This is a genomic window from uncultured Aggregatibacter sp. (genome assembly GCF_938046485.1).
GTDB lineage: Bacteria > Pseudomonadota > Gammaproteobacteria > Enterobacterales > Pasteurellaceae > Aggregatibacter.
On the sequence record NZ_CALIWN010000021.1, the window covers coordinates 1 to 12,424 of the forward strand.

Annotated in this window: 13 protein-coding genes; 6 read left to right on the forward strand and 7 right to left on the reverse strand. The window is 44.9% G+C overall.

The window, feature by feature from the left end; translation table 11 throughout:
* Nucleotides 1-99: 99 nt before the first annotated feature.
* The gene (gltS, locus tag Q0203_RS02355) at nt 100-1,308 is read right to left on the reverse strand and encodes a sodium/glutamate symporter (RefSeq protein ID WP_021616868.1); all 1,209 of its coding nucleotides are present in this window, start codon (nt 1,306-1,308) and stop codon (nt 100-102) included.
* A gap of 311 nt (nt 1,309-1,619) precedes the next feature.
* Between gltS and Q0203_RS02360 the strand changes: the two genes are divergently transcribed.
* The gene (locus Q0203_RS02360) at nt 1,620-2,660 is read left to right on the forward strand and encodes a glycosyltransferase family 9 protein (RefSeq protein ID WP_297929352.1); all 1,041 of its coding nucleotides are present in this window, start codon (nt 1,620-1,622) and stop codon (nt 2,658-2,660) included.
* On the opposite strand, the gene Q0203_RS02365 is transcribed toward Q0203_RS02360, so the two are convergent.
* Nucleotides 2,604-3,269, reverse strand: a complete 666-nt coding sequence (locus Q0203_RS02365; protein ID WP_297929227.1) for a YitT family protein — start codon at nt 3,267-3,269, stop codon at nt 2,604-2,606. The genes Q0203_RS02360 and Q0203_RS02365 overlap by 57 nt on opposite strands.
* A 207-nt stretch (nt 3,270-3,476) precedes the next feature.
* Between Q0203_RS02365 and mobB the strand changes: the two genes are divergently transcribed.
* The gene (mobB, locus tag Q0203_RS02370) at nt 3,477-3,983 is read left to right on the forward strand and encodes a molybdopterin-guanine dinucleotide biosynthesis protein MobB (RefSeq protein ID WP_297929229.1); all 507 of its coding nucleotides are present in this window, start codon (nt 3,477-3,479) and stop codon (nt 3,981-3,983) included.
* Between the two features lie 10 nt (nt 3,984-3,993).
* Nucleotides 3,994-5,385, forward strand: coding sequence for a DHA2 family efflux MFS transporter permease subunit (locus Q0203_RS02375; RefSeq protein WP_297929231.1), 1,392 nt, complete (start codon nt 3,994-3,996; stop codon nt 5,383-5,385).
* 180 nt (nt 5,386-5,565) lie between these two features.
* On the opposite strand, the gene rnt is transcribed toward Q0203_RS02375, so the two are convergent.
* The 5 genes from rnt to Q0203_RS02400 all read right to left on the reverse strand — a co-directional run bounded on the left by rnt (nt 5,566) and on the right by Q0203_RS02400 (nt 9,417).
* On the reverse strand, nt 5,566-6,219 hold the full coding sequence (gene rnt / locus Q0203_RS02380; RefSeq protein WP_297929233.1) for a ribonuclease T: 654 nt from the start codon (nt 6,217-6,219) through the stop codon (nt 5,566-5,568).
* Nucleotides 6,220-6,300: 81 nt separating this feature from the next.
* A complete protein-coding gene (gene gloA, locus Q0203_RS02385) occupies nt 6,301-6,708 on the reverse strand; it encodes a lactoylglutathione lyase (RefSeq protein WP_033002744.1) in 408 nt (135 codons plus the stop codon).
* 177 nt (nt 6,709-6,885) lie between these two features.
* Nucleotides 6,886-8,256 (reverse strand): quorum sensing histidine kinase QseC, encoded by a 1,371-nt coding sequence (gene qseC, locus Q0203_RS02390; protein WP_297929235.1) that lies wholly within the window; start codon nt 8,254-8,256, stop codon nt 6,886-6,888.
* Nucleotides 8,225-8,911: a response regulator gene (locus tag Q0203_RS02395; protein WP_111294932.1), complete on the reverse strand. Its 687-nt coding sequence runs from the start codon at nt 8,909-8,911 to the stop codon at nt 8,225-8,227. Before Q0203_RS02395 ends, qseC begins: the two co-directional genes overlap by 32 nt.
* A gap of 89 nt (nt 8,912-9,000) precedes the next feature.
* Nucleotides 9,001-9,417: a NirD/YgiW/YdeI family stress tolerance protein gene (locus Q0203_RS02400; RefSeq protein WP_295976662.1), complete on the reverse strand. Its 417-nt coding sequence runs from the start codon at nt 9,415-9,417 to the stop codon at nt 9,001-9,003.
* Nucleotides 9,418-9,546: 129 nt separating this feature from the next.
* Between Q0203_RS02400 and Q0203_RS02405 the strand changes: the two genes are divergently transcribed.
* The 3 genes from Q0203_RS02405 (at nt 9,547) to Q0203_RS02415 (ending at nt 12,390) form a co-directional block, all read left to right on the forward strand.
* Nucleotides 9,547-10,662: an aminotransferase class I/II-fold pyridoxal phosphate-dependent enzyme gene (locus Q0203_RS02405; protein WP_297929240.1), complete on the forward strand. Its 1,116-nt coding sequence runs from the start codon at nt 9,547-9,549 to the stop codon at nt 10,660-10,662.
* A 90-nt stretch (nt 10,663-10,752) separates the two neighbouring features.
* Entirely contained in the window at nt 10,753-11,670 is a 918-nt protein-coding gene (gene fdhE, locus Q0203_RS02410) for a formate dehydrogenase accessory protein FdhE (protein ID WP_297929242.1), read from the forward strand.
* A gap of 15 nt (nt 11,671-11,685) precedes the next feature.
* Nucleotides 11,686-12,390: a tRNA1(Val) (adenine(37)-N6)-methyltransferase gene (locus Q0203_RS02415; RefSeq protein ID WP_297929244.1), complete on the forward strand. Its 705-nt coding sequence runs from the start codon at nt 11,686-11,688 to the stop codon at nt 12,388-12,390.
* Nucleotides 12,391-12,424: the final 34 nt, after the last annotated feature.

Genomic DNA, 12,424 nt, shown 5'->3' on the forward strand with positions numbered 1-12,424 from the left:
CTCCATACGCATAGCGTATGGTTTTTATAGCCAGACTTTGGCTGGCTATAATAAAAAACCCTATTGAGGCATCAATAGGGTTTTTATTTTTTTACAATATTAATGTAAGGCAGTGACAACCACCATAAAGACTTTCAACAATGCCGCATTCACCAAGTCAATAAAGAAAGCACCGACCATCGGAACGATTAAGAAGGCTTTGTGAGAAGGTCCGAAACGGCTCGTTATCGCTTGCATATTAGCAACCGCGGTTGGCGTTGCGCCTAAACCAAAACCACAGTGACCGGCACTTAACACCACCGCATCGTAGTCTTTGCCCATCATGCGGTAGGTCACATAAATAGCAAAGGCTGCCATGAGTATCACTTGTAATGCCAAAATAATCATCACCGGTAATGCTAATCCGGCTAATTGCCATAATTTTAGAGACATTAACGCAATGGCGAGGAATAGAGATAAGCCGACGTTACCCAAGACATCCACGGCGGAATCCGCCACGTTAAATTTAAACACATGGGTAAGGGTGTTGCGAATGATTACACCGGTAAATAAACACCATACGAAGGTTGGCAGGGCTAACGCTGTGCCTTTGGTTTGCGCATCTAAAAATTGTCCCACCAACAAGCAACAAACAAGCATGGTGATGGTTTCAATTAATGAGCGGGTAGTAATTTTACGTTGGAATGTCGGATGCTCAAAAGCTTCTTGAATATCGCTATGTTCATCATTTTCAGGGCTTTCATCACGACGCATTTTCTTTAATAAATGGCGCGCGACCGGGCCACCAATCACGCCGCCGCAAACCAAGCCAAAGGTGGCACAAGCCATGGCTAATTCAGTGGCGCCTTGTAATCCGAAAGTTTCTGTAAAGGTTTTCGCCCAAGCCGCACCGGTACCATGCCCCCCGGTGAGGGTAACGGAACCGGCGATTAAACCATAGGCCGGATCAATATTCAGCAATAAAGAACCTGCGATGCCTAAGATGTTTTGTAAAGCGATTAAAATTGCGGCTGCAATAACAAAAATAATTAACGGCTTGCCGCCTTTTACTAAGCGAGCAAAGTTTGCACTTAACCCGATAGAAGAGAAAAAGACAAGCATCATGGCAGTTTGTAAGTTGGTGTCAAACGTAAAAGAAATGCCCCAACCTTGGTATAACACGGTCAATGCGATTGCGACTAAAAAACCACCGACAACGGGTTCAGGAATATTATAGTTTTTTAAAATGGAAATACGTTTTACAAGGAAATACCCAAGCAACAGCACAAAGCCGGCTAATGCGAGGGTTTCATAAGTATTAAAATTCATAGACTGTCCTCTTTTTTTGACGGTGATTTGCCTCAATCCCTATTGAAAGCTTCAGAATAAGAAAACTTATGCGATAAATAAATTTTTCTTATCAATCACGAAGGGACTTTCAATTTAACAGAAAAAATTCATCACTTCTATAGGCAATCCGTTGTTTTTCAGGGGAAATTCAAGGAATTTAACAAAAATGTGACGAATGTTGCATTTATTTTACAATTAGTTAATTAGGCGATTTTCATTGGCATAAATCTTTTTAATCTGTTGCAGTCGGGCTAGAATACGCCCAATTTGGGCTAAAGAATGGAAACTTCATCATGAATGTATTAGTGATTAGAAACGATAAATTGGGCGATTTTATGTTGGCGTGGCCGGCGTTTGCGATGTTAAAAGCATCGGATCCATCACTAAAACTGACTGCACTTGTGCCGCCTTACACCGCTGAACTGGCGCGCGCTTGCCCTTATCTGGATGATGTGATCATTGATGCGCCCAAAAACGACAAAATGGCATTTCAGCGTGTTGTAAGCGAGATCAAAGCACAGCAATTTGATGCGATGATCAGCTTTTTTTCCAATACACATAACGCCAAATTGGCGTGGAAATGCCGTATTCCTTATCGCTTGGCGCCGGCCACCAAATGGGTGCAGTTTTTCTATAATCATCGTTTAACACAACGCCGTTCCCAATCTGCCAAGCCGGAATTTGAATATAACTTGGATTTGGCCCGTGCATTTTTACGCGATCACAAGATCCCTGTGGTTGAACCGCACACACCGTATCTTTCCTTTGAGCAAAGTGCGGTGGATTTTCAGCGTAAATTTTTGTGCGACCAACTCAAAATCGACACCTCGAAAAAATGGATTTTTCTACACAGCGGTTCCGGCGGCTCCGCCAATAATTTATCGCTTACGCAATACGCACAATTAATCCAAGGTCTCTTGCGTCATTTGGATGTCTATGTGATTTTAACCGCCGGCCCAAATGAAAGTGAAAAAGCCCGTGAATTGGCAGGACGGGTACAGGATCCTCGGGTGGTGATTTATGACAAAAATAATGGATTAGTGGATTTTGCGCTTTCTTTAGCCTGTGCCGATGTCTTTATCGCCGGTTCAACCGGACCGTTGCACTTAAGTGGCGCGTTAAACGTGCCGACCATCGGATTTTACCCAAGTCGTCGTTCTGCCACCCCTTTGCGTTGGCAGCCGATTAATGATGCCCATAAGCATTTAGCGTTCTGTCCGCCGAATGATAAAGCCAGTCAAACGGATTTAACGCAAATTAAGATTGAGGAAAAGTTAGATGACATTATCCATTTTATGACGAAAGTATGGCACGCGGCTGATAAAAAATAGCGTATATTGCACTACCCAGCCTATGCCGAAGGCAAACATAAGCGTGCCAATGCCTAATACGCCGCCAAGCAGGAAACCGAAGACACAGACCAACACTTCAATAGACGTGCGCACGATGCCGATTTTCCAATGAAAATGTTGGCATAAGCCGACCATTAAGCCGTCACGCGGGCCGGGACCTTGGTGACAGGTTAAATAAAAGGCGGTGCCGATGCCGAACAGCAAGATGCCGACAATAGCATAAGCAAAACGGGCATAAAGTGCGGTGGGTTTTTGCAGCAAATACGTGGTTAAGCCCAAAACAAATGCAATCACAAAAATATTTATGACGGTGGCAAGCCCGGGTTTGAGCCTTAATGGAAACCATGCCAACATGACAATCATGCTGATCATCCAAGAGGCCCAACCTACGCTAAATTGTCCTTGTGTTGCTACACCTTGGGACAACACCGTCCAAGGTGCAGAGCCTAAATCCGACAATAATAGCAATCCCTCGCCGAATCCAATGACCGTCAGGGCGCATAACAAAACGCTAAGGGATTTAAATTCAATCGACCATAGCGATTTGGCGGCCCAAGCCGTATGTGGAAAAACGTGCGGTTTCTTCATGGCGTAATATTACTCGCGATTATTCGGGGATGGATTAAGGCATCCTATTCGACAATGCCTTAAGAAAGAAGATATGTTACAACAAACTACGCGGAAAGTACGCTAAAACGCAAGAGAAAACCCAAAATGCCTCTATGTTGGTGAATTCCTTTTCTGTCTCAGGTTGTTATATAATCGACTGCATTCAACCCTCTCTAAGGATCTTATATGCTTCCCATGCTTGGTATTACCGGTTACAGCGGTAGCGGCAAAACCACATTATTAGAAAAACTGTTATCGGCATTGCAACAGCGCAATTTACGCCCGGCCGTCATTAAACATAGTCACCACAATGCGCAAATTGACAAAGAAGGCAAAGACAGCTGGCGCATGAAAGAAGCGGGCGCGGCACAAGTCATTATGGCCTGTGATCAACGTTGGGCATTAATGACGGAAACACAACAAAGCGTCTCTCTGCCTTATTTAGCACAACAATTTGATCGTGCATTAACCGATTTTGTGTTGGTGGAAGGCTTTAAACAGGAACCGATTGAAAAAATTCTGCTTCACCGCCAAGGGATGACAAAGCCATTGCCGGCGCTTGACGACTATGTTCTTGCCGTGGCGACCGATTATTCGCTAGCCTGCGAAAAACCGGTTTTAGACATCAATCACATCGAGCAAATTGCCGACTTTATTGTGGCGTGGTATCAACACAAGTGCGGTGAAATTTAAGCGTATTTTTATGAGTCAGCATCAACATTACCGACACCTTGCCCTTATCGCCGCCATGGCATTGTTTATGCAATCCCTTGACGCAACGATTCTCAATACCGCGTTGCCGGCGATTTCCGCCAGCCTGAATGAATCGCCGTTAGAAATGCAAATGACGATCATCAGCTATTCACTCACGGTTGCCCTGTTCATTCCGCTCACCGGTTGGATAGCGGATAAATACGGCACGTTAAATGTTTTTCGTGCTGCCGTGGGTATTTTTGTGTTGGGATCGGTGGCTTGTGCCATGGCAAATTCGCTAAACGCCTTGATTTGGTCGCGGATTTTGCAAGGCATGGGAGGCGCGTTGATGATGCCTGTCGCACGTTTAACGATCATTCGGAATGTCCCTAAAACCCAGTTGGTTGCGGCGTGGAACGCCATGGCGATGGCGGGGCTTATCGGCCCCGTATTAGGGCCTATTGTGGGTGGCTGGTTGGTAACGCACGCCACATGGCATTGGATTTTCTTAATTAACATTCCCATTGGCGTACTCGGCATATTGTTTGCAGGCCGTTATATGCCAAATAGCACAGGAAAAATAAATAAGTTAGACTGGCGCGGCTTCATCTTATTCGCCGGCGGCTTGGCAGGCGTTACCCTCGGTTTAGATTTGCTGTCGGAAGAGCGTGTCAATCCGGGGATAACCACCGCAATTTTAGGCACCGGTTTCATTAGTTTTTTGCTTTATTATTACTACGCAAAACGTGCCAAAAATCCCTTATTACCGCTGAATGTCTTTCAGGTTCGCACGTTCCGCATCGGCATGATTGCCAACATCTTTATCCGTTTAACCGCCTCGGGCATTCCTTTCCTCATGCCTCTGATGTTACAGCTCGTCTTCCATTACAGCGCCGATATTGCCGGCTGGTTACTTGCTCCCATCGCACTTAGTTCCATTATCACGAAATCCTTTGCCGGCAAAGTGTTAGCGCGTTTCGGCTACAAAACAACGCTCATTTCCACCGCACTTTCTATGACGCTAGCAGTTGTTGCTATGAGCCTACTTCATCAATACACCGGATTATGGCTGCTTGTTTGCGTCTTGGCATGGTATGGTTGTTGTATGTCCATTATCTTCACTGCCATCAACACCCTCACCGTTTGTGAACTCAGCGACCACAATGCCAGCACAGGCGCCACGTACCTCAGCGTCATCCAACAAGTCGGCATCAGCATCGGCATCGCCGTCTCTGCCGTTATTTTAGATCGTTACCGCCATGTTATCGGCGAACAAGGCGAGCAACTACAACAGGCTTTCAGCTACACGTTCCTCACTTCCGCCCTCTTCGGCATAGCTTTGCTATGGACATTGCTTTACCTCAAAAAAAGCGATGGCGCAGGAAATTTTCACCACAAATAGACGATATTAACGACACTATCCCCCGTAGCGTGCAACTTGTTGCACGAATAAAAACACGCTCATGAGATAGATAGGTCGTGCATCAAGATGCACGCTACAGGGATAAATGAAAATACGCGCATGAGGAAAATCTATCGTGCATTAAAATGCACGCGACCAAGTGGACTATGCCTTTTCGCGTTATTCTTTTGCCACAAGATGTGGAAATCCACCGAGGGCTTTTAGGTGATTTACCATATAACAAAACAGCTCGGCAGTGCGTTCTGTGTCGTAAAGGGCGGAATGTGCTTGTCGGCTGTCGAAAGGAATATTTGCCGCTTGGCAGGCTTTGATCAGCACCGTTTGACCGAACATAAAACCGCTTAACGTGGCGGTGTCGAAGGTGGAAAACGGATGAAATGGGTTGCGTTTAGCATTGGTGCGCTGTGCGGCTGCCATAATAAATCCCTGATCAAAGGCGGCATTATGCGCCACAATAATAGAACGTTGGCAGTCCGCCTCTTTTTGCGCACGTCGCACCATTTTAAACATCTCGCTGATGGCAATATTTTCACTCACGGCGCCACGCAATGGGTTATCAACATCAATGCCGTTAAACTTAATCGCTTCCGGGTTGATATTGGCGCCTTCAAAAGGTTGAATATGAAAATGGCATTTTTGATCAGGTAAGAGATTGCCCTGTTCATCCATTTTGACCGTAATCGCTGCCAATTCTAATAGCGCATCGGTTTTTGCATTCAAGCCGGCGGTTTCCACATCAATAATGACCGGTAAATACCCACGGAAGCGGTGTTTTAATAAATGATAGTTGATGGTTTCTTGCGTGTCAGACATACCTATTCCTAAAAATAAAACGTGGATTATCGTTCATAATCCACGTTAAAAAACAGTTGAAATTTTCACCGCACTTTTCGCTTAGTTGCCTAAACCGGCTTGTGCGCTTTTATTTTCAATAAATTCAATTTTGTAACCGTCCGGATCTTCGACGAAAGCAATCACGGTGGTTCCGCCTTTTACCGGGCCCGGTTCGCGAGTAACATTGCCGCCCGCTTGACGCACAGCTTCGCAGGTGGCGTAAATATCATCAACCCCAATGGCGATATGGCCGTAGGCATTGCCCAAGTCGTATTTCTCGACACCCCAGTTATACGTTAATTCCAAGACGGACGCCTTGTCTTCATCATCGTAGCCTAAAAATGCTAAAGAATATTTATATTCAGGATTCTCGCTAGTACGCAATAAACGCATCCCCAACACGTCTTGATAAAATTGAATGGAACGTTGTAAATCACCGACACGTAACATTGTGTGTAAAATTCGCATTTGGTTTCCTCACTGTGAATAAATCTTGTCAATTATGCCACAGAATGAATGGATTTGCCTGATGAAATTCGTGCTAAAGGTTATCGTAGTTTGTCGTAGGAATACGCAAGGGGGCGCACTAAAAGCACAAAGTGCGGTGAAAATTCACCGCACTTTTAGCCCCGCTTTTTTATCGACTTACAACAAAATCTCTGCACACAAACCGATGCGTTCGCCGGCAGCATTTTTACGGTTAGAAAGGTTGAGTTGGTAATGATGCAATTCGGCAATGCGGCGAACAATGGACAATCCCAAGCCGCTGCCTTTTTCGTTTTGGCCGGCTGGGCGATAGAACCGTTGACCGAGTTTAGCCAGATCGGCTTCATCCACACCGCCACCGTTGTCTTCCACCAAAATCTTGTTTTTTTCCAACCGCACTTTGACCTGACTGCCCGCCGGGCAATAACGAATGGCGTTGTCTATCAGATTACGCAACATAAGCGCCAGCAACAACGGCTGCCCCATTTTTACCGGAGGCGCAGCAATTGGCTCAAATGCTAACGTGATTTGGTGTTTTTCCGCATGAAAATACAATTCCCCCATCAGCGACGGAATCAACTGTTCCCAATGAATTTCCTGTAAATTCTCCAGTTCTTTCAAATTATCCAAGCGAGAAAGAGTTAATAATTGCTCGATCAGCTGGGTTGCGCGATCGATACCTTTGGTCAGATTTTCCAATGCCTGTTCACGCAAGTGAGCGTCATCACCGGCAAGTTGCGCCACTTCCGTTTGAATACGCAAAGCGGCAAGCGGGCTGCGCAATTCATGAGCCGCATCGGAAGTAAAACGACGTTCACGCAATAAGGTGGCAGAAGTGCGGTCAAAAAATTGATTTAAATTTTGAATTAACGGCAAAATTTCCATCGGCAAATTGTCGGTCGGTAACAACGACGTGTCATCCGGCGGGCGTTTCGCCACTTGTTCGCCCACTTCTTTTAGGCTGCGCAATTCTCGGCGAATAATCAATCCCAGTGCCGCCAATAAAAACGGCAAACCGGCAAACCAAATCCACATTTGCCCGAATACCATTTGATTGATGAGATCATCGCGATATTCCAGCTCTTGTCCCACGGCGACCATTAAACGACCACCGGCAACAGGTAACCAGAAAATACGCCAGTCATCATCGTCCTCACGAATTTTACTGAGTGAAAAACCTTTTTTAGGCGCATAAATAAAGTTTTCGCCATTTTCGCCATCACTGAGCACGATGTTGCCGTCTGTGGTAAAAATCGCAAAGGCTAACGCGTCATCGTCAAAACGATGCTTTTTAAAAGGGTGGCGCGGTTGTGGGTTGTGACGATCGATTAAAAGATGGCGTAAATCAGAGGAAGCTAGCCGTTCGGCAAAGAGAATTTGTTGTGCATCAAAAACTTGATTCACTTCTTTACGGACTTGAAACCACGCTACCGCCGTAGAGATCAACCACACCAAAACAGACACCAAGGACAAGGTGGCAATTAATCGAAAACGGAGGCTACGCTTGTGCCAATTCAGTTTCTTCATCATTTTTTCCTAAGGCATAGCCCACGCCATGCACGGTGCGAATAAACTGTTTGCCGAGTTTTTGGCGCAAGTTGTAAATATGCACTTCCAAGGCATTGCTGTTGACTTCGTCATCCCAGTTGTAAAGTTTTTCTTCTATAAAATCACGGGTGAGGACGCGTTCTTTATTCAGCATAAACAGCTCAAGCAGTTTGTATTCGCGCGTGGTTAATGCAATTTCCTGCTCATTCAACAACACTTTACGTTGATTCGGATCGAATTTGACGCAGCTATGCTGAATAATCGGGCTGGCGTGTCCATAACGACGACGAATCAAGGCTTGCAATCGCGCCACCACTTCCGCCAGTGCAAACGGCTTGCATAAATAATCGTCCGCGCCTCGTTGTAAGCCTGTGATACGCTCATCTAAAGTATCTCGCGCCGTTAAAATCAACACAGGCACATCCTGCCCGTTTTTACGCCATGCCTGCAGCACGTCTAAGCCATCCATTTTCGGCAAGGTTAAATCTAACACCACCGCATCATAAGGCGCGCCTTGCGCTGCCGCCAATCCGCTTTTGCCGTCAGTAAACCAATCCACCGCAAAGCCCGACTTGGTCAAACCGATTTGAATGCCGTTGCCAATCAGCGCATCGTCTTCGATTAATAAAATTCGCATAGAAAAATCACCGCACTTTTCACTTGAGAGATCGCTATCATCAAAACAAACAAAAAGTGGCTCATCACCACTTTCTGTTTTTTGTCAGATTATTTTACAATTTTTTCGACACGATCAATATCCACTTCCGTTTTATTCCAAGATTTATCCACTTCGCCGTAAAGTTTCACTTCATCGCTTGGGGAAATATCCTGACCACGCCATGCTTTGCGGTCGATTTCTACTTGGAGTTCACCGCTGGCATCTTTGAAAATATAGTCATCTTTACCCACTTGTTTAACGATATTGCCTTGTAAAATCACATATTGATCGTCAACCCACGAAGTGGCGTCTGCTGCTTTGCTTAGTGTTTGTTCGCCATTAACAAACCCACCACGTTTAAAATCCCCTTTTTGATGGTGTTGTACTTGTGACGCATTAGGATCTTGGAAACCACCTTTGGCAAAAGCGCCGCTTGCGGCAACGGTTGCTAATACGAAAATTGTTGCTAAACTACGTTTCTTCATTTGAAATCTCCTTCATAAAGTTCATTATCACAAAGCCCCTTGCTTTGTTGAGAGCGATTAAATCAAGTAAAAATTAAGAAAAGATTAAGAAGCTTAAAATTTTCTAAAAAAAGAGAAAAAGGAAACATTATGCGTTACGACAACATGTCCGCTTTTATTGTGATGGATATTGTACGAGAAGCGGCAAGATACCCGAACGCCATTCATTTTGAAATCGGTCAGCCGGATTTACCGCCTTCCGATAAGGTCAAAGCCGCACTGCAAAATGCCGTGCAGCACAATCAATTTAGTTACACAGAAAGCCTTGGGCTTCTGGCATTGCGAGAAAAAATCGCCGCGTATTATCACCGCACTTATCAGGTGAAAATCAATCCTAATCGGATTTTGCTTACGCCCGGTACCAGCGGTGCATTCCTAGTAGCTTATGCCCTTACCTTAAATCACGGTGACAAATTGGGCTTAACGGATCCGTCTTACCCTTGCTATAAAAATTTTGCTTATATGATGGATATTCAACCGGAATTCATGCCGGTGGATAAACAGGATTGTTATCAATTAAGTGTAGAACAATTAAAACGCCATCAAATTAAAGCGTTACAAATTTCCTCGCCGGCAAACCCGACAGGCAATATTTACACCACCGAACGCTTGAAAGCGCTTAATGAATATTGCCGTGAACACGACATTGCGTTTATTTCCGATGAGTTGTATCACGGTTTGGTGTATGACGAAACTGCTGCAACCGCCTTGCAATTTAACGACAAGGCGTATGTCATTAACGGTTTTTCTAAATATTTCTGCATGCCGGGGTTACGCTTGGGTTGGGTCATCGTGCCGGAAGATAAAGTGCGTGAAGCGGAAATCATTGCGCAAAATATCTTTATTTCCGCACCGACATTAAGCCAATATGCGGCATTAGAAGCCTTCGATGACGTGCATTTAGCGCAGGTAAAACAGCAATTCCAAGCCCGTCGCGATTTTTTATATAACGCCTTAAAAGACATTTTTACCATTGAATTTAAACCGCAAGGCGCTTTTTATTTGTGGGCGGATGTGTCGAAATACACTAATGACAGCTATGAATTTGCCAAACAAATGCTCCATGAAATTCAGGTCGCCACGACACCGGGCATTGATTTTGGGCAAAACGGCACGAAACATTATTTGCGTTTTGCTTACACTCGCAACATCGATCATTTGCAAGAAGGGGTAAACCGCATTAAACGCTGGCTGGCAAATAAATAAAAATTACCCATTCCAGTCATTGAACCACAAAATTATGCGCCTATAATAGGCGCGAATTTTTACTTTCTATTAACAATAAACCCTAAAATTATGAGTATTCGAATTCTACCTGAAAATGAAATTAAACAAGCAGCCGCCTCTTATACTGCGCCACCGTTATTGTTTTCTAGCCCGAAAAATTTATATCAACGTCGCGCTGCGCGTTTAAGAGAGTTAGCCCAAGATCACCCGCTTGCTGATTATCTGCTATTCGCTGCAGCGATTGCTGATGCACAATTAGAACTGCTTGAAAATATGCCGATTCCGCAAGATCCGAGACTGGAAAAACTGTCCGGCGAACAATTGGCGCATCAACCGTTAAACGCACAACATTGGCAGCGTGATCCAATTTGGCGCAAATTATTGACCGCACTTTTAGAGAAATTAAAACCTTCTGCCAACGACCAGATTCTCACCACCATCGAATGGTTAGAAAAAGCGGCGGACAGTGAATTGGAAGAGCTTGCCGATAACGTCTTGGCACAAGAATTTGCCACCATTTCCAGTGACAAAGCCGTCTTTGTGTGGGCGGCATTATCCTTGTATTGGCTTCAATTAGTGCAACAAATTCCTCATAATGCGAAACAAGAAAGCACGGAAAACCTTCATTGTTGTCCGGTGTGTAACACCGCGCCAACGGCAAGTTTAGTGCATTTCGGCAGCCAACAAGGTTTGCGTTATTTGCACTGTGCGCTTTGTGAAAGCGAATGGAATATGGTGCGTAGCCAATGTTCTAATTGTGGACAAAACAAAGAATTAGATTATTGGTCAATTGATGATTATATGGCAGCCATTCGAAGCGAAAGCTGCGGCAGTTGTAAAAGTTATTTAAAAATTATGTTCCAAGAAAAAGAACCGAAAGTGGAAGTGATTGCCGATGATTTGGCTTCTCTTTTCTTAGACATGGAAATGGAAGAAAAAGGCTTTATGAAAAGTGGCTTAAATCCGTTTATTTTTCCGTCGGAATAAGCACGAATTTCTACCATGCGCCGTGCAGGATTTCGTTTTAAGCAATTTCATGTCAATCATGATCATTGCGCCATGAAAGTAGGTACTGACGGTGTTTTATTAGGTGCTTGGGCGGATGTAAATTCCGCCCAACAGATGTTAGATTTAGGTACCGGCAGCGGATTGATTGCGTTAATGTTAGCGCAACGCAGTGCCGCAGAAAGTCAAATTCATGCAGTTGAATTGGATCCTGCCGCTGCACAACAGGCACAGGAAAATGTCGCCGCCTCGCCTTGGGCGGAAAAGGTTCGTGTGTATCAACAAGACATTTTTACGTTTTGTCAGCAAACCCCATTGAAGTTTGATTTAATTGTGGCAAATCCGCCCTATTTTGAAAGCGGCATTGCTTGTCGAAATACACAGCGCAACACCGCACGCTACGTGACTCAATCTCATGTTGCCTGGCTGGAGGCGGCACATTCTTGCCTCACGCCACAGGGTAAAATCAGCTTTGTCTTACCCTTTGAAGCGGCCGAAACGTTGCTAAAATCCACCGCACTTTCTTGCATTGCCCGTTGCGATGTGGTGACGAAAGCCGGAAAAACACCTCAGCGCGTGTTATTGACTTTTTCTGCGCAAGCACAACAAACGGCATATCAACAACTGACGATTTATGATGCGCAGAATCAGTACCATGCCGATTTCATCGCATTAACGAAAGACTTCTATTTGGCGTGGTAAGTCATGGCAGGGTAAGCATCATGCGTTTTGCTTT